The organism is Rhizobium sp. rho-13.1, from assembly GCF_007000305.1.
GTDB lineage: Bacteria > Pseudomonadota > Alphaproteobacteria > Rhizobiales > Rhizobiaceae > Rhizobium > Rhizobium rhododendri.
Genome location: NZ_SCFL01000015.1, coordinates 95,436 through 111,636 on the forward strand (window position 1 = coordinate 95,436; position 16,201 = coordinate 111,636).

The window sequence follows — 16,201 nt, forward strand, 5'->3', positions numbered from 1 at the left end:
CCTAGAGCTGCTGGCGCTAGAGAAGACGGAAGAGGGAAACGACGCCGTCTAAAAGCGTCGAGCCACAAAACGGCGCGAACAGCGCCATTACGAGATTGAAGGCAATGGCCATGAGGAGGATACGCTCCTGCTTCGGCGTGAGCTGCTTGTATTTTCTTTCGGGCGGAGGCTCTCGTCTCGGCTGATAGGCATTGAGGTCGCGAAACATCTGCTCATCCTTTAGATCGGGGAAGAACGAAGATAGGGCGGAAGGAATGATGTCCAGGCACTGTTGTAAATCTACGCCATCTGTCATGGGTTGCAAGCGGTGCTTCGATGCCAAAAGAGCGCAGGCGCCACGCCGTCGGCAATGCACAGTGCAGTGGCAAAAGGCGAGATCGAGATGCGGGTGATTTTTGCGGGCCCCACGGTCCACGGTGCAGATCTGCGAACGGACGGTGCTTACGAGCTTCGGCCACCTGCCGGCCAAGGCGATGTCCACAGGGCTGTGGAAGACGGCGCCACGGTGATCGGGCTGATCGACGGTGTCTATGATGCCGTCCCCGCAGTATGGCATAAAGAAATCCTGTATGGCCTGTCTCAGGGCGTTCACATGTTCGGTGCCGCAAGCATCGGCGCGCTGAGGGCGGCCGAGTGTGCGCCATTCGGCATGGTCGGCATCGGCAAAATCTACGAGGGATATGCCAGCGGCCTGCTGGAGGAGGATGCTGACGTGGCGCAATCGCACGCGCCGGCCGATCTCGGTTACCTGCCGCTCAGTGTCCCACTCGTCAATGCCAGGGCGACACTTGCGCAGTGCCGGCATCTGGCCCTCGTCACGCTCGAGGAGGAAGCCCGCCTGCAAAGGACTGCCGAGGAGACCTTCTTCAAAAACAGGACCTATCGGCAGCTGGTGCGGGACGCCATTTCGGATGTCGAAAGAGCGTCAACGGTCTTGGCGCATTTGCGTGCCAATGCCGTCAATCCCAAGCTTCAGGATGCCCTGCGCCTCATCGACAGGGTGATCGGGACGCCGGATCGTAGTTTGTCCCCGCAGTTCGACTGGAGGTTTCACGCCACCTCCTTCTGGGAAACCCAGTTTTGCGGTGACGTGAAATCGATGCCACCCGTCAAGCCTGCCGGAGATTAGGCAAGCAGCCGGAAGGACGGCAATTTTTCAAGTCGTCGTCGATCTGTTGACGAAAGCCCGCCATCCGCCGAAGGAGGATATATCCTCTGCGCCTTCGAGACCCACCGACTCGGCCAGAAAGCCCTTCGCCTGGCTGCCGTCGCTGAGCATGATGGTTCCGATGCCGAGCGGTGGAGGAATGGCGGCGACGAACTTTCCGAAGCCGGCTGCCGAAAGCCGCCAGACCTCGACTTCGATCTTCGTGCCGGTGTTTTCAGCGCATCGGATGAGGCCGGGCTTGGCCGGCGTCTGATTGGCAAGGCTGAAAAGCTTGTAGTCGGCGGCGGTCGTAGTCGTGCGGACAAAACGGGCTTCGAGATCGCGGAGCTGGATGTTGAGCGGCATGCCGGAAAGGTGCGCGCCGACAACCACGACGTCGATCTGGCCAGGTTCTTCAATCTGCGGGAGCTCGGGTTGGGGCGGCTGCGCCCAGCCGGTGGCACCGAGGGTCACCCCGCTTCGTGCATGGATATCGGCCGCCAGCGCTGCGGTCAGGCCATCCCGGCCTGCAGGCGCAAGCAGTGTGACGCTTGCCGGCAGTCCGTCGCTCCGGGTGCCTGTGGGCACCGCGATGCCGCACATGTCGAGCAGATTGACGAAGTTGGTGTAGGTTCCTAGCCGGCTGTTCTCGCGGATCGGCTCGGCTTCAAGCTCAGCGCGGGTGTAGTGTCGCGGCGCTGTCGGGACACAGAAAAGATCGACCGATGCGATCAGCGGTGCGACCGATCTCTTCAGAGCCTGCAATGCGTAGAGCCCGTTGAAGGCATCCGCCGCCGACAGCGATTTGGCGCCACCGTAGATCTTGGCAGTCACGGGGTGGAAACTCTCCGGGCGGGCATCGAAGAAATCCTTCACGGCAGCATAGCGTTCCGCCACCCAGGCACCCTCGTAGAGAAGATCGGCCGTCTTGTAGAAGTCTGCAAACGGCACTTGGACAAGCTTGTGCCCGAGCGTTGACAGCATCGAAAGCGCATCCTCATAGGATGCCTCCATTGCCGCATCGCCGAAGAATTTTCTGTCTTCCGGTGCAAGCACACCGATGGTGAGCACCGGCGGCAGTGGGCCGTATCCTGTTACCTGGATCGCTCGCGAATAGGCGTCCACTGCATCGTATCTGGCGGCGACCGAGAATACCTTGAAGGCGTCGTCAGCCGTCAGGGCGAAGATCGAAACACAGTCGAGCGTACGGCAGGCCGGCAGTACGCCCGATGTCGAAAGCGCACCGACACTCGGCTTTAGGCCGACGATGTTGTTGAGGCCGGCGGGGATGCGGCCGGAACCAGCGGTATCGGTCCCGAGTGCAAAGCTAACGATGCCGTGTGACGTAACAACGGCCGAACCGGAGCTCGATCCGCCCGGCACGAGTGTCGGATCGATGGCATTACGGGGCACTGGAAAGGGTGTGCGGACGCCGACGAGGCCGGTGGCGAACTGGTCGAGATTGGTCTTGCCGATAACCAGTGCGCCGGCCTCCTTTAACAGGCGAACGACGGTTGCGTCTACATCCGGGTGGAAGGCAAAATCCGGGCAGGCCGCCGTGGTCGGCATGCCGGCAACATCGATGTTGTCCTTGACGGCGAAGGGGATGCCCCAGAGCGGCTTTGCCACCGGGTCGAATGGCCCGAGGGTTGCCGCCTGCGCCAGCAGCGCATTACGGTCCGCCAGATGCAGGAAAATGCCGGGGTCGTCGACATCGGCAATGCGGGCAAAAACCGTGTCGACCATCTCGGCGACGGTCCAGCCGCCAGCGTAGGCCCGGTGCAGGGAGGCGATGTCGAATGTTTGTCCGTCAATCATTGTTACTCTCTTCCAAAATCATTACCGGCCGGTCCCACTGGATGAGAACGACACACCCTGTTTTTGTCCAGACGGAGTGCTCGGACCCTATCCTGTTGATCACCACGGTGCCCGGACCATAGTCTCCGGCCTCGTCCGACTGGACGCCATCGAGCACGAGGATGGTTTCGAGCCCCATATGCCGATGGCGGGGCACGGCGGCGCCGGGTTCGTATTTCAGCAGGGCGACGCCCGGCTGGTCGTCCTCGAAATTCTGGAGCCAGTGTAGGGTGACGCCGGGCCGGAAAGGGCCGAATTCGAGGCTTTTCCAGCCGCCCGATGTCAGGTTTTCGCGCGTCGTCTCAGGCATCGGCCAGTCCCTCCAGAATATCGTCGAGATGCGCGGTCCAGCCGACGATCGCCCCTTGCGCGCGGATCATGGCAATGGCAGCGCGCTTGAAGTCCTCGAAATAGCTTTCCGTCGCTTCTTCGCAGAGAAGACATTCGTAGCCGCGATCGTTTGCCTCGCGCATCGTCGTCTGGACGCAAACCTCTGTCGTTACGCCGGCAAACACCAGCTGCTCGATGCCCCTGCTCTTCAGGATGTCGCCGAGGGGCGTGGCGTAAAAAGCGCCTTTGCCGGGCTTTTCGATCACCACCTCACCGCCCACCGGCGCGACCGCCTCGAGGATCGCAGTGCCGGGTTCGCCCGATATAAGAACCCGTCCCATCGGTCCTTCGTCGCCGATACGCAGTGCCGGATTACCGCGATTGCGCTTGGCAGCCGGCAGATCGGAGAGATCAGGCCGATGACATTCCATGGTGTGAACGACAGGCAGCCCGGCCGCGCGGAAGCCCGCGATCAGCCTTGCGACATCGGGGACGATGCGGGTGATGCGGCCGACATCGTTGCCAAGGCTCTCGCCGAAGCCGCCGGGCTCTGCAAAATCACGCTGCATGTCGATGACGACGAGCGCAATCCTGTCTCGTTTGAGTGGAAAGGCGAATGGCTGTGCTTTGATCCCGGCCATCACTGGTGTCCCGCCATATGCGCGCCGATGACGCCGACATCCGCGTTGCGGATCGGTGTTTCGTAGACGAGCTTGCCGTCTGACATCACCATGATGCGGTCCGACATCTCCAGGAGTTCGTCGAGATCCTCGGACAGCAGCAACACGGCGGTGCCAGCGTTGCGCGCCCTCATGATCCGTGCCCGGATTTCGGCGACAGCCGAGAAGTCGAGGCCAAAGCAGGGATTGGAGACGATCAGCAGATCGACCTCGCCCGTCAGTTCGCGGGCGAGCACCGCGCGCTGGATATTTCCACCGGAGAGCGAGGCGATCGGCGAGGAAGCAGAGGCGGTTTTCACCTTGAAATCGGCGATCAGCGCCTCAGCGCGCCGGCGCATCGATGTCTTGTCGAGCCAAGAGACCTTGCGCCCGGTCTTCTGCTTGACGTCGAACGTGCGGAACGCGAGGTTTTCCGTCACTGTCATTCTGGGCGCGCAGGCATTCGTCAGCGGTTCCTCGGGAATGAAGCGGACATTGTTGGCGCGCGTTTCCTTCCGCGTGGCACCGTATGGCCTCCCCTTGACTGTAATCGTGCCGGCCTCGAGCGGTCTTTGTCCGGCGAGCACTTCGGCCAGTTCCTTCTGTCCGTTCCCTGAGATGCCAGCGATGCCGACAATCTCGCCGGCGCGAACGTCGAGATTTTCGATATCGATGCTCTTCAACCCGGAGCGATCCCGTGCCCGGATGCCGCTGACGGCCAGAACCGGGTCTGCCGTATTGGCGACCGGCAATCGCGAGTCGAGTTCAGCCAGCTTGACGTCGCCGATCATCATCGCAGCCATTTCCTGTGTGGTAAGATCTGCCACCTTGCCGCCGCCTGCCATCTTGCCGCGCCTGAGGACGGTGACGGAATCGGCAAACTTGGTTACCTCGTGAAATTTGTGGCTGATCATCAGCACGGTGAGTTCGCCGCGCTCCGTCATGCCGCGCACGACGGCGAGCATCTCATCGGCTTCTGCCGGTGTCAGCACCGATGTCGGTTCATCGAGCACCAGGAAGGACCGGCCGAGATAGAGTTGCTTGACGATTTCCAGCTTCTGCTTCTCGCCGGCGGCCAGTTCCTGAACCGGACGGTCGAGGGGGATCTTGAAAGGCATTGTCTCCATGAACTCTGCCAGATCCCGGTTCTCCCTGGCCCAATTGATCACGGCCGGCACGTGGGCGCGGCTGATCACCAGATTTTCCGCCCCCGTCAGCGATGGCACCAGCGTGAAGTGCTGGTAGACCATGCCGAGCCCGTAGCTTGCCGCATCCTTGGGCGAGCCAATGGCGACCTCCCTGTCCCCGACGGACAGCGAGCCGGATGTCTGGTGGTAAAAGCCCATGATGCATTTCACGAGTGTCGATTTGCCGGCGCCGTTTTCGCCGAGCAGCGCGTGAAAGGAGCCGGCAGGAACGTCGATGGAGACGTGGTCGAGCGCGGTAAAGCTGCCGAAGCGCATGGTCATGTCGTGCGTCTGGATGCCGACGGCCTTGCCACGAGCCGGAAGTGGTGTGTCGCGGATCTGGATCATGTCAGTTCCTGCCTTTTAACGATGACGGCAACGGGTCCGCCGCCGGGAGGCCCCTGGTGTTCAGCGCCGCCGGAGACATAGAGGTCCGTAGCCCCGAACAGGCCGGCAAGGACGCCGCCGACGAAGGCGCGGGCATGCCGGGTGGAGGAGATATCGCTGTCGTCAAGCATGGTATGCCGGCGACCGCGGACAGAACCGGAAGGGTCCGCTTCGGCCTTGGCGAGTACCGCCACGAGAGTGGCGTCGCCGAGGCGGTCGCGTGCTTCCTTTACACCTGCTGTGTCGATCGCATCGCCCATGATGGCGTGGTCGATGGCGAGCGGGCCGGACCAGCGGGGACTCATGCCGAGCACGATGATCTCGTGGTCCTCAAGTTCGACGCCGGCGGATGTGGAGGCACGGCCGGAGAAGAGGTCGAGCCGGGTGCAGACATCACTGTCCGAAATCGTGTCCGGATCCAGTTCGCCGAGGGCCACCGCCACACCCAGCGCCGATGCGCCACGGGAATAGGCCATGGATTTCAATGCGTCGCGGGTGACTGTCGTGCCGCCGGCGTGCTCGACTTCGAGGACCCGTCGCTGGGTCAGAAGGGGGCACTTGATCTGCACGAAATGCACGTCTTCCAACGTGTCGATCCCGGCATCGGTAATCGCCGCGCGTACCGCCTCTGCCACGCTCAGCACCTGTTGCCTGCGGCCGAGATGCTGCCACGGCAATACAGACGTGCGGGCAACGCCGATTGCAAGTGCGCCGGTTCCCTCATCCGCCACCTGCTGCCGACCAAAAACTGTCCAGTGCGGCGACAGCGCGCCTTCGGTGCCGCCGGACATCACGATCGAGGCGCCGGATATGCCGTGCTTTGCAAATAGCGTTTCGAAGCTCGTCGTGGCGAAGGCGCGCGTGAAATCGTTGACGCAGCCATTGCCCTCGGTCTTGCCGAGAATGGCAACGAGATCGCCAGGTGGCAGGGCAGCATCGAACAAGGCCTCGACGCCGGCAATATCATTGGGGCCATCTGCTGCGATGCGAGCGACGAAGGCGCGGCGGGAGGACATCAGCCGATCCCCTCGATGATCGCCTGCGATGTCGAGACGGCGCCGAAGACGCCGCCCTGCATCTTGATCATCTTGATGGCGGCGAGGTGGTTGCCGTAGTCGGTGGCGCCGCAGCAATCCTCCAGCATGACGCATTCGAACCCGCGGTCGTTCGCCTCGCGCATCGTCGTGTGGACGCAGACGTCCGTCGTAATACCGGTAAGGATGATGTTCTCGATGCGCTTCTGGTGAAGAATGAGCTCAAGGTCGGTCGCGCAGAACGAGCCCTTGCCGGGCTTGTCGATGATCGTCTCGCCGGCGATGGGGTAGAGTTCATCGATGATATCCCAGCCGGGCTCGCCCCGTACCAGGATGCGGCCGCAGGGGCCCACATCGCCGATGCCAGCGCCGATGCGCTGCGAACGCCAGCGCTTATTGGCCGGCAGGTCTGCAAGGTCAGGCCGGTGGCCTTCGCGGGTATGGATGATGTGATAGCCGTTCGCGCGCATGGCTGTCAGCACCGCCTTGATCGGGGCGATCGGCGCTCGCACCAGCGAGAGGTCATAGCCCATATGATCGACATAGCCCCCGGCGCCGCAGAAGTCGGTCTGCATGTCGATGATGATAAGCGCCGTATTATCGGGGCGCAGCGCGCCGTTATAGGGCCAGGGATAGGGATCGGACGTGATGAAGCGTCCCTTGGTTTCCGTCTGCAAATCCATATCAGGCCTCCTATTCGCCGGCTATCTTGCGTGTTTCGCGATAGGACCTCGTCGGCTTCTCAAAGCCGCAAGTCGTTCCATCCTTGACCTTGATCTCATCCTCCCAAGGCAGCTTGTACTGCCCTGCCATCAGATCGTGCATGTAGGTGTAGGGCGCATCGCCGGCGCCGCTGGCAACGGCCACATAGCCGCGATGGCCGAACTGGTAGATGTTGTTTTCAACGCCCCAGCCGCGCCGTGCCTCGCGGACGAGATCAGGCCGCACCTCGGCGGTGATGATCTCGTTGACGCGGCCGGATGTTCCGTGGGCGATGATCGACCCGTCGAAATTGCAGATCATCCCCTCCCCCATGGAATCGAAGCTGCCGTCGGAGCCGGACATGCAGACACTGACTGTCACCATCAGGTTGCAGAAGGCATTCGACTGGTTGGTAAAGCGCCAGCTTTCGCGGATCGGGGCGGTGTAGCCGGCCGTGCGGATCATGATCTCGGCGCCCTTGTAGGCGCATTCGCGAGACATTTCCGGGAACATGCCGTCATGGCAGATGATCAGTGCCAGCTTTGCGCCCTTGGGGCCGTCGATGACCGGAATGCCGAGATCGCCGGGTTCCCACGGCTCGACCGGCACCCACGGATGCATCTTGCGATAATAGAGTTTGAGTTCACCCTGGTCGTCGATGATGATGCCGGAGTTGTAGGGCATGCCACCGGGATTGAATTCCATGAGCGAGAAGCATCCCCAGATATGGTTGTCGCGACAGGCCTGCTTGAATGCGGCCACTTCCGGACCGTCCATCCGGCACATGATGTCCGGGTTGATGTCCATCGACAGTCCGTGCAGCGCATATTCCGGGAAGACGACGAGATCCATGCCGGACTGGTTGCGCCGCGCTTTGCCGACGAGGTCGACGATCACCTGCGTCTGGCGGGCCAGGTCGTCCTTCGTCACCGTCACCGGCAACTGGAGCTGAACCAGGCCGATGCCGACGCCGTTTTCCGAGATGTTCAGTCCTCCGAGACCGTTCATGGCGTGTCCTTTACTTGGTTATCGATAGCGAGGCGGGCGCGCCTGAGAGCGACCGGGTGGGCGAGGATGTGGCGATCAGGATGACGAGCGTCAGTACATACGGCGCCGCATAAAACAGGTAGTAGCCCTGCGTCACGCCGACAGATTGCAGCGAAGGACCGAGCGCACCGGCGCCGCCGAACAGCAATGCGGCGAGAAAGCAGCCGATCGGGTTCCAGCGCGCAAATATCACCAGTGCGACCGCCATCAGCCCCTGTCCCGATGAAATGCCCTCGTTCCAGGAGCCGGGATAAAACAGCGACAGATAGGCGCCGCCGATGGCTGCAAGCGACCCTCCGGCGGCAGTTGCCAGCAGGCGGACGGTATCGGGGTTAAGACCCATGGCGCGGGCGGCATCCGAGCTATCGCCGACCACCCGCAGGATCAGGCCGAGGCGCGTGTTGCGGAAGCCCCACCACAGCACCACCGCCAAAAGCGCGCCGATGACGAACAGCACGTTGATGTTCAGCGCCGCCTGGATCTGCGGCAGGCGCGACCAGCCGCCGAGCGGGATCGATGGCAGGTGCGGTGCCGCAGGCTTGATGAAAGACTTGCCAAGGAAGAAGGCAAGGCCCAGGCCGAACTGCATCATCGCGATGCCGATCGCGATATCGTTGATCTTGGGGAATTTGCAGATGAAGCCGTGCACGAGGCCGAAGACTGCCCCGGTCGCCATCGCCGCGAGCACGCCGAGCCAGGGCGAACCGCTCATGACGGCAACAGCGTAGGCGGTCATTGCGCCGAACACCAGCGTCCCCTCGAGGCCAAGATTGATGCGGCCGGAGCGCTCGGTGATCGATTCGCCGAGGCTGACGAAGATGAATGGCGTCGAGACACGGATCGCGCCGGCAAAAATGGCCAGCGGTACGCCCCAAAGACCGATTGCGGTGTCGTCCATCAGGCGCTCCTCTTCCAGAGGTCGGGGTTGAAGATCTTGAAGCGGCCGTAAAAGGTCTCGCAGAACAGGATGAAGAGAAAGAGCGTGCCTTGCAGCACAAGTACGGTCGCGTCCGGCAGGCCCATGCGTCGCTGGATCAACCCGCCCGACGCATCGATGCCGCCGAGAAGGATGGCGACGGGTATGATTGCCAGCGGATTGTGGCGCGCGAGAAATGCGACAAGGATGCCAGTATAGCCATAGCCGGAGGCGAGCGACGCATTGGCCGTGCCCTGCACCGCCGAGACCTGCACCATGCCGGCCAGACCGGCAAAGCTTCCAGCCAGGGCCGTAAAGCCGACCATCAGGCGGCCCACGGGCAATCCTTGGACTTGCGCCGCGCGGACATTGCCGCCGGCGATGCGGGCGGCAAAGCCGATGCTGGTGGCCTCGATCAGAACGAAGCAAAGGATGCATGCGATGACGCCGATGGCAAGACCCCAGTTGACGTCCATGCCAGGGATATGACCAAGCATGAAATTTGCCGGCAGAGGCGCGGTCGAGGGCTTGTTGAGGCTGGCGGGGTCCCGGAGCGGTCCCTCGATAAGGTGGTTCATCAAGGCAATGGCGATATAGGCAAGCAGGAGACTGGAAATTGTCTCGTTGACACCCCTGTAGTGACGCAGAAATCCGGCAAAGCCGATCCAGATGGCGCCGGTCAGCATGCCGGCAAGCGCCATCAGAGGAACGACAACGACCGGCGACAGGGTTGCGGTGAGCGGCAGGGCGATCGCAGCAGCCGCAACGCCACCAAGAACAACCGCGCCCTCGCCGCCAATAATGACCAGCCCCAGCCGCGCCGGCAGCGCCACGCAGAGCGCGGTCAACAGGAGCGGTGCTCCCCGGCTGAGCGCATTCTGCATTGAAAACCAGCTGCCGAAGCCACCGGCATACATCAACTGGAAAAGGACGGCCGGCGATTTGCCGACCGCCAGAATGAACAGGGAGAAGAGAGCCAGGCCTGCAAAAACCGCTCCGAACGAAATCGCAACCGGCTCGGCGCGACGCGCCAACCACCCCAGTGCCGGCCTGAATGACGCGGCTCGCGCTGCCGGCGACGATATCGTGGACGTTTCGATCTCGGCGGCCATGACCTGCCCTCCCCTCTTCACGCTCAAGCCGTCGAGCCGACGACGCCCTCGACAAGGTAGCCCATGCTTTCGAGCTCAATGGCGTCCTCGGCAAGAGACTGCCCTGCGGTCACGACGACATTGCCCTTGTTGTCCTTCAGCGGCCCCTTGAATACCGAGAAGCCACCGGCCTTCATCGATGCCAGCGTTGCTTCGAACTTAGTGCGGGATTCTGCCGACACGCCGGGTCCAAGAGGGCTCATCTTGACGAAGCCATCCTTCAGGCCGCCGCGCACGAAGTTTCCAAGCGGCTTGCCGGCCTGGGCTTCCGTGACGAAGTTTGTGTAGACATTCCCCCAGGCCCACTCGGCGCCGGTCAGATATTTTTCGGGCGAAAGCGGGCTCTGATTGGCGTGGTATCCACAGACAAACGCGCCTCTCCCGGCGGCCGTCTCGACCACGACTTTGGGGCTGTCCACGTGGCAGGTGATGACGTCGGCGCCCTGGTCGATCAGAGCATTGGTGGCCTCGGCCTCCTTGACGGCAAGCGACCATTCTCCGGTGAAGATGACCTGGCAGGTGATGGCTGGATCAACCGAGCGGGCGCCGAGCAGGAAGGAATTGATGTTCTGCAACACCTGCGGGATCGGCTTTGCAGCGACGAATCCGATTTTCTTGCTCTTCGACGCGTAGGCTGCCGTGATGCCGTTCAGATACTGCCCCTGGCCGATATAGCCGAAGTACGACCCGGTGTTCATCGGGTTCTTGTCCTTCTGCCAGAGACCGCCGCAGTGGCGGAATTGAATGTTTGGATACTTTGCTGCAACTGCCAGCATATGGGGGTCGAAATAGCCGAAAGAGGTCGGGAAGATCAGCGTTGCACCATCGAGATTGATCATCGATTCCATGGTTTTCTGGACGTCGACGGTTTCCGGTACATTCTCCTCCTCGATGACAGTGACGCCGGGCATCGCCTTGACGACAGCAGCGCCTTCCGCGTGCGCCTGATTGTAGCCGTAGTCGTCCTTGGGGCCGACATAGATGAAGCCCACAGTCAGCGCGGTTTGCGCCGCGGCACCGGTCGCGAAAAGGGAAGACGAGAGGCCGAGGGCCGCGCCGGCCCCCGCGGTCGTCTGGAGAAATGTACGGCGGTTCATTGGCAGGAGTTTGGTCATGGTGATCTCCTCGCGGCATTGCCGGGTCAACAGGTTACGAAAGTCTTGAAGCAACTGCCATGCCACTTTGAAAGTATCATGATATCAATGCTTTATGAGATGCCGACATGGGATAAGCACAAACTGTATGCACTTTTTCTGAGCTGATGAATATATTATCGGCTTTTCGGATTTCTGCGAGCTCCCGAATGGGTCGATCGCCAAACTCTAAAAAATAATGTTTCATAACAATGGCTTGTGCTAACATTGACATCCTGTTGTTCTCGATGCATCTGTATGCAGTACGTCTTAGATGTAGAGACAACGTGTGAAATCGCCCTCGAAAAAAGCAGTCGTGCGCGCCGGGACCACCGTCGAGCAAATGGTCCGCGCTATCGCCGACATGATCATCACCGGCGCCATGCAACCCGGCGACAAGCTTGACGAAGTGTCTCTCGCGGGACGTTTCGAGGTTTCGCGGACACCGGTGCGCGAAGCGCTGGGCCAGCTTTGCGCCATTGGCCTTGTTGGCCGCCAGCCAAACCGCAGCGCCGTGGTCACGAGGGTGACACAACAGCATCTCGTATCGATGTTCGAGGCCATGGCCGAACTGGAAGGCATCTGCGCCCGGCTATCCGCCGAGCGCATGACCGTCGATGAACGACGCCAGCTGGAGCTCGAGCACCGCGCATCGGCGCGGCTTGTACATCTCGGCGGGGAAGAGGAATATGCGGCGCATAATACCGAATTTCATACGCGCCTCTATCGCGGTGCGCACAACGACCACGTTTACGAGCTCGTAACCCAGACCCGCGCGCGACTTGCGCCGTTTCGAAGGGCGCAGTTCAGGCTCTCCGGGCGCATGGTGAGGTCCTTTGAGGAACACGAGACCATCGTCATGGCCATCCTGCGCGGCGAGGCGGCGCTCGCCGGCCGCGCTGCCCACGCGCACGTCGCCACGGTCAGCGACGCCAGTCTGGTGTTTGCCCGCGATAGCGATAACCAGGCGTCGAGCAAGGAGTAGGCTTCCTACACGACCACAGGATACTGGGCGCCATCCATGGTAATGGTGATGCCGGTGATATAGCGCGCCTTGTCCGAGGCCAGAAAGAGCGCGAGGTCGGCCACTTCTTCCGGCAGCGCCATACGCCCGATCGGGATCTTTTTAACGCTGTTCTCGATGGCGGCTTCGATGGTGATGCCGGCAAGGCGCGCATCCGCTGCAACTCCCTCCGCCACTCTCCCGGTTTGCGTCAGACCGGGACTGATGCCGACGATACGCACTCCGGATGCGGCATAGGCATTGCCGAGACCAGCAGTCGCCAACATCAGCGCCGCATTCGCCGAACCGCCCGCAAGATGGATGGGGCTCGCCACCTTGCCGCCAGCGCCGATGATATTGATAATGACGCCATGACCCCGCGCAGCCATCGCCTTGACGATGGGATCGACAACGTTGATGGTCGAGAAGAACTTTGCATCCATGGCTGCGCGCCAGAAGGCGGGCGTCAGGTCCTCCGGTGGCGATCGCTTGGCTGCACCGGCCGAGTTGACGAGGACGTCGACAGGACCGACATCCAGTCCTACCCGTTTGACCAACGCCGCTGCAGCCGCACCATCGGAGAGATCGGCGGCAAAGCCGACTGCACCCGGCAGCATTTTCAGCGCTTCGTCGATATTGGCTTGCGAGCGAGAACTGATGACGACACGGGCCCCCTCCCCGACAAATTGCTTGGCACATGCCAAGCCGATACCCTTCGAGCCGCCAGTAACGAGAACGATCTTGTCGTTGAAGCTTTTCGTATGCACATCCATCTCCTGTCTATATCCCCCGACCGGTCGCAGAGCCTGTTCGCCAGGCAGCGCAACCAGAGCGCGGCGGCCAGACTAGCAGGCCACCATCTCGAGCATTACGCCTGAAGCGACGAGAAACCATTCACGTTTTCATGATGGTTGCTCCCATCCCCGGTGAAAGCCTCCGTCGATACGAGATGCGCGCGCCCCAGCACCTTTTACCCTTTGCCAGACTTCTAAATTGCTTGTCAGAATCAAAGAAAAGGAGATAATGGCGGCAATTCATCGATACACCGAAAAATATCGCCAGAATGGTCCTTTGACATGAATGCTTTCACCCCGCTGCCGTCGTTTGAGTTCGACGATAAAATCCTGCAGCAGGGAGCAGAAATCTCGCGCAAGCTGGATCAGCTCCGCTTCGAGAAATTTCCGCCCAATGCACGCAAGACGCTGCGCAAGTTTTCGATGGCGGAGGTGGCGCATTATCTCGGTGTAAGCCCCAACAATCTGAAGCGATTGCATCTGGAAGGCAAGGGCCCGGTCCCCGAGACCTCGTCCGGAGGTCGGCGTCTCTATACTGCGGAACAGATGTCGGAACTTCGCCTGCTGCTGGATAAGACCGGAAAGGCCGAAGCCAAGAAGTATGTGCCGCATCGCAAGGCAGGCGACAAACTGCAAGTGGTGGCCGTCGTCAATTTCAAGGGCGGGTCAGGCAAGACTACGACGGCCGCCCATCTGGCCCAGCATCTTGCCCTGACCGGCCACCGGGTCCTTGCAATCGATCTCGACCCGCAGGCCTCGCTCTCGGCGCTTCACGGATTTCAGCCGGAGCTGGACAAGAACCCGTCGCTCTACGACACGATCCGTTATGATGACGAACGCAAGCCGATCAGCGACGTGATCCTGCAGACCAACTTCCCGGGCCTCGACATCATTCCGGCAAATCTTGAGCTGCAGGAATACGAATACGACACGCCGTTGGCGATGCAGGTCGGCACCGAGGGGAAGCGTTTCTTCACGCGTCTGGGCAAGGGCCTGCTGGAAGTCGACGACAGGTACGATGTCGTGGTGATCGATTGCCCACCGCAACTCGGCTATCTGACTCTGACCGCTTTGACTGCTGCGACATCCGTTCTCATCACCGTTCACCCGCAAATGCTCGACCTGATGTCAATGAGCCAATTCCTGCTGATGCTCGGCAATATCACCCGGACGATCAAGAAGGCGGGTGCGGACGTGCGGATGGACTGGCTGCGTTATCTCATCACCCGATACGAGCCGACAGACGTGCCGCAGGTCCAGATGCTCGGATTCATGCAATCGATGCTCGCCGAGGAGATCTTGAAAAGCCCGATGGTCAAGACCACGGCGATCTCAGATGCGGGTCTTACGAAGCAGACCTTGTACGAAGTTGAGCGCTCGAATTTCACGCGTGGGACTTATGACCGCGCCATCGAATGCATGGATGCCGTCAATTTCGAGATCCAGGGTTTGATTCACCGTGCGTGGGGGCGGATGTGACGATGTTGACTGCCGTCAAAAGCAAGGATTTCTCAATATTATTCAAGGGTCTAGTGCAATTGGAGGGTAACACAGATGGCGCGTAAGAACCCATTTGCCCAGGTTATGGACGACCATGTTTCGGATGAAACCCGGCCGCTGCTCGACTATACCGTCAAGGGCGCTTCAAGGTCGATTTTGAATTCCATCGATGAGCTCGCCAGCCGTGCAGACAAATTGCTCGAAGGACAAACGATTGTCGAACTCGATCCCGATGTCGTAGATGCTTCCTTCATCAGGGATCGCCTCGAAGACGATGCCAAGGAATTCGAGGAGCTGGTGAACGGCATCAGGGACAGGGGACAGGATAGTCCCATTCTGGTCCGTCCGCATCCCAAGACCGACGGTCGCTACATGGTGGTTTTCGGCCACCGGCGGCTAAGGGCGGCCAAGACGTTGGGGCGTAAGGTCCGTGCCGTCGTCAAGGATATGGAAGATCGGGAGCATGTCGTTGCGCAGGGACAGGAGAACTCTGCCCGTGCCAACCTCTCTTTCATCGAACGCGCAGTCTTTGCCGGTGAGCTGTCGCGTCTTCACTACGACAATGACAACCACATCATCATGACGGCGCTGTCGCTTGATCGTGCGACGCTCTCAAAAATGCTGGCGGTCACAAGCATTCCACCGGAGATACTGGAAGCTATCGGGACTGCGAAGTCGATCGGCCGAGATCGCTGGTACGAATTGAAGATCTTACTGGAGAAGCCATCCAGTCTGGACAAGGCGATGACGTTCATTGTCAGCCCTGAATTTGCGGAGGGGACCAGTGACGAGCGCTTTCAAAGGCTCATGTCACACCTCAAGCAGAGCAAGCGCGTCGCGCGCAAGGTTCAGGAAAAATCATGGTCGCTGGCGAACAAAAGTGTCAGCGTCACAGCAAAGCATGATGGTAAGATATTCTCGCTGGCGCTGAAATCCAAGGATGCTGCGGCGTTCGGAGAGTATCTGTCGGAAAATCTGGAACAGCTTTACCACTCATTTTCCAGCCGTGACGCGAATAAAGCAAAAGACTGAACCGCACCAGAGAAAGGCCCGCAAAACGTTGTGGATGTGGAAGCGCTTCTCGAAATTATAGCCGACTATGAATCGGCATTTTCCGGAAACACCATCAAGAATGTTGGCTCCGTTTGGTGAGCAGATTTCTATTGCCCTATTGAAGGTGACGAGAAAATGCAGACAGGAAGTGTGACGACGCCCTTTGGTCGGCGGGAGATGACGCTTGGCCTGCTGGCAAGCCAATGCTCGGTCTTTCCGACAGGGCGCTGGCGGTGCTGAACGCGCTGCTGAACGCGCTGCTGAGCTTCTATCTGGGCAATGAGCTCAGTGCAAAGCACGG

16 protein-coding genes and 1 pseudogene are annotated in these 16,201 nt (G+C 60.7%); 5 read left to right on the plus strand and 12 right to left on the minus strand.

Features of this window, described 5'->3' with window-relative positions; all coding sequences use genetic code 11:
* Positions 1 to 16: 16 nt before the first annotated feature.
* A complete protein-coding gene (locus EQW76_RS23815) occupies positions 17 to 304 on the minus strand; it encodes a hypothetical protein (RefSeq protein ID WP_142831359.1) in 288 nt (95 codons plus the stop codon).
* A gap of 45 nt (positions 305 to 349) precedes the next feature.
* On the opposite strand from EQW76_RS23815, the gene EQW76_RS23820 reads away from it, so the two are divergent.
* Positions 350 to 1,129 carry a TfuA-like protein gene (locus tag EQW76_RS23820; protein ID WP_244617012.1) on the plus strand — a complete coding sequence of 260 codons (780 nt, stop codon included), beginning with the start codon at positions 350 to 352 and terminating at the stop codon, positions 1,127 to 1,129.
* 27 nt (positions 1,130 to 1,156) lie between these two features.
* Here EQW76_RS23820 and atzF read toward each other — a convergent pair whose 3' ends face one another.
* Genes atzF through EQW76_RS23870 form a run of 10 tightly spaced genes read right to left on the minus strand, consistent with a single transcriptional unit; the run spans position 1,157 to position 11,532 of the window.
* On the minus strand, positions 1,157 to 2,965 hold the full coding sequence (gene atzF, locus EQW76_RS23825; RefSeq protein WP_143123296.1) for an allophanate hydrolase: 1,809 nt from the start codon (positions 2,963 to 2,965) through the stop codon (positions 1,157 to 1,159).
* The gene (locus EQW76_RS23830; protein WP_143123297.1) at positions 2,958 to 3,314 is read right to left on the minus strand and encodes a cupin domain-containing protein; all 357 of its coding nucleotides are present in this window, start codon (positions 3,312 to 3,314) and stop codon (positions 2,958 to 2,960) included. The genes atzF and EQW76_RS23830 overlap by 8 nt, the downstream gene beginning before the upstream one ends.
* Positions 3,307 to 3,975, minus strand: a complete 669-nt coding sequence (locus EQW76_RS23835) for an isochorismatase family cysteine hydrolase (protein ID WP_142831356.1) — start codon at positions 3,973 to 3,975, stop codon at positions 3,307 to 3,309. The genes EQW76_RS23830 and EQW76_RS23835 overlap by 8 nt, the downstream gene beginning before the upstream one ends.
* On the minus strand, positions 3,975 to 5,528 hold the full coding sequence (locus EQW76_RS23840; protein ID WP_143123298.1) for an ABC transporter ATP-binding protein: 1,554 nt from the start codon (positions 5,526 to 5,528) through the stop codon (positions 3,975 to 3,977). Before EQW76_RS23840 ends, EQW76_RS23835 begins: the two co-directional genes overlap by 1 nt.
* On the minus strand, positions 5,525 to 6,583 hold the full coding sequence (locus tag EQW76_RS23845) for a ring-opening amidohydrolase (RefSeq protein ID WP_143123299.1): 1,059 nt from the start codon (positions 6,581 to 6,583) through the stop codon (positions 5,525 to 5,527). Before EQW76_RS23845 ends, EQW76_RS23840 begins: the two co-directional genes overlap by 4 nt.
* Positions 6,583 to 7,284 carry an isochorismatase family cysteine hydrolase gene (locus EQW76_RS23850; protein WP_142831353.1) on the minus strand — a complete coding sequence of 234 codons (702 nt, stop codon included), beginning with the start codon at positions 7,282 to 7,284 and terminating at the stop codon, positions 6,583 to 6,585. The genes EQW76_RS23845 and EQW76_RS23850 overlap by 1 nt, the downstream gene beginning before the upstream one ends.
* 10 nt (positions 7,285 to 7,294) lie before the next feature.
* Complete coding sequence (locus EQW76_RS23855; RefSeq protein ID WP_142831352.1) at positions 7,295 to 8,311, minus strand: formamidase; 1,017 nt, start codon at positions 8,309 to 8,311, stop codon at positions 7,295 to 7,297.
* Between the two features lie 10 nt (positions 8,312 to 8,321).
* On the minus strand, positions 8,322 to 9,248 hold the full coding sequence (locus tag EQW76_RS23860; protein WP_142831351.1) for an ABC transporter permease: 927 nt from the start codon (positions 9,246 to 9,248) through the stop codon (positions 8,322 to 8,324).
* On the minus strand, positions 9,248 to 10,378 hold the full coding sequence (locus tag EQW76_RS23865; RefSeq protein WP_143123300.1) for an ABC transporter permease: 1,131 nt from the start codon (positions 10,376 to 10,378) through the stop codon (positions 9,248 to 9,250). Before EQW76_RS23865 ends, EQW76_RS23860 begins: the two co-directional genes overlap by 1 nt.
* A gap of 23 nt (positions 10,379 to 10,401) precedes the next feature.
* A complete protein-coding gene (locus tag EQW76_RS23870; RefSeq protein WP_143123301.1) occupies positions 10,402 to 11,532 on the minus strand; it encodes a BMP family ABC transporter substrate-binding protein in 1,131 nt (376 codons plus the stop codon).
* A 307-nt stretch (positions 11,533 to 11,839) separates the two neighbouring features.
* Between EQW76_RS23870 and EQW76_RS23875 the strand changes: the two genes are divergently transcribed.
* A complete protein-coding gene (locus tag EQW76_RS23875; RefSeq protein WP_224128739.1) occupies positions 11,840 to 12,535 on the plus strand; it encodes a GntR family transcriptional regulator in 696 nt (231 codons plus the stop codon).
* A gap of 5 nt (positions 12,536 to 12,540) precedes the next feature.
* Here EQW76_RS23875 and EQW76_RS23880 read toward each other — a convergent pair whose 3' ends face one another.
* Positions 12,541 to 13,326 (minus strand): SDR family oxidoreductase, encoded by a 786-nt coding sequence (locus EQW76_RS23880; RefSeq protein ID WP_143123302.1) that lies wholly within the window; start codon positions 13,324 to 13,326, stop codon positions 12,541 to 12,543.
* A 303-nt stretch (positions 13,327 to 13,629) separates the two neighbouring features.
* Here EQW76_RS23880 and repA point away from each other — a divergent pair, with 303 nt between their 5' ends.
* From repA to EQW76_RS29935, 3 genes and pseudogenes are all read left to right on the plus strand, one after another.
* Positions 13,630 to 14,826 carry a plasmid partitioning protein RepA gene (gene repA, locus EQW76_RS23885; RefSeq protein WP_142831347.1) on the plus strand — a complete coding sequence of 399 codons (1,197 nt, stop codon included), beginning with the start codon at positions 13,630 to 13,632 and terminating at the stop codon, positions 14,824 to 14,826.
* Between the two features lie 75 nt (positions 14,827 to 14,901).
* Positions 14,902 to 15,879 (plus strand): plasmid partitioning protein RepB, encoded by a 978-nt coding sequence (gene repB, locus EQW76_RS23890; protein WP_143123303.1) that lies wholly within the window; start codon positions 14,902 to 14,904, stop codon positions 15,877 to 15,879.
* A 156-nt stretch (positions 15,880 to 16,035) separates the two neighbouring features.
* Positions 16,036 to 16,201 (plus strand): annotated as a pseudogene (locus EQW76_RS29935) (replication initiation protein RepC); the annotation flags it as partial.

What these genes read in the sequence shown, in the direction of transcription:
- EQW76_RS23820 (WP_244617012.1), top strand. Translation starts at nt 350, where the DNA reads ATGCACAGTGCAGTGGCAAAAGGCGAGATCGAGATGCGGGTGATTTTT.
- atzF (WP_143123296.1), bottom strand. Translation starts at nt 2,965, where the DNA reads ATGATTGACGGACAAACATTCGACATCGCCTCCCTGCACCGGGCCTAC.
- EQW76_RS23830 (WP_143123297.1), bottom strand. Translation starts at nt 3,314, where the DNA reads ATGCCTGAGACGACGCGCGAAAACCTGACATCGGGCGGCTGGAAAAGC.
- EQW76_RS23835 (WP_142831356.1), bottom strand. Translation starts at nt 3,975, where the DNA reads ATGGCCGGGATCAAAGCACAGCCATTCGCCTTTCCACTCAAACGAGAC.
- EQW76_RS23840 (WP_143123298.1), bottom strand. Translation starts at nt 5,528, where the DNA reads ATGATCCAGATCCGCGACACACCACTTCCGGCTCGTGGCAAGGCCGTC.
- EQW76_RS23845 (WP_143123299.1), bottom strand. Translation starts at nt 6,583, where the DNA reads ATGTCCTCCCGCCGCGCCTTCGTCGCTCGCATCGCAGCAGATGGCCCC.
- EQW76_RS23850 (WP_142831353.1), bottom strand. Translation starts at nt 7,284, where the DNA reads ATGGATTTGCAGACGGAAACCAAGGGACGCTTCATCACGTCCGATCCC.
- EQW76_RS23855 (WP_142831352.1), bottom strand. Translation starts at nt 8,311, where the DNA reads ATGAACGGTCTCGGAGGACTGAACATCTCGGAAAACGGCGTCGGCATC.
- EQW76_RS23860 (WP_142831351.1), bottom strand. Translation starts at nt 9,248, where the DNA reads ATGGACGACACCGCAATCGGTCTTTGGGGCGTACCGCTGGCCATTTTT.
- EQW76_RS23865 (WP_143123300.1), bottom strand. Translation starts at nt 10,378, where the DNA reads ATGGCCGCCGAGATCGAAACGTCCACGATATCGTCGCCGGCAGCGCGA.
- EQW76_RS23870 (WP_143123301.1), bottom strand. Translation starts at nt 11,532, where the DNA reads ATGACCAAACTCCTGCCAATGAACCGCCGTACATTTCTCCAGACGACC.
- EQW76_RS23880 (WP_143123302.1), bottom strand. Translation starts at nt 13,326, where the DNA reads ATGGATGTGCATACGAAAAGCTTCAACGACAAGATCGTTCTCGTTACT.
- repA (WP_142831347.1), top strand. Translation starts at nt 13,630, where the DNA reads ATGAATGCTTTCACCCCGCTGCCGTCGTTTGAGTTCGACGATAAAATC.
- repB (WP_143123303.1), top strand. Translation starts at nt 14,902, where the DNA reads ATGGCGCGTAAGAACCCATTTGCCCAGGTTATGGACGACCATGTTTCG.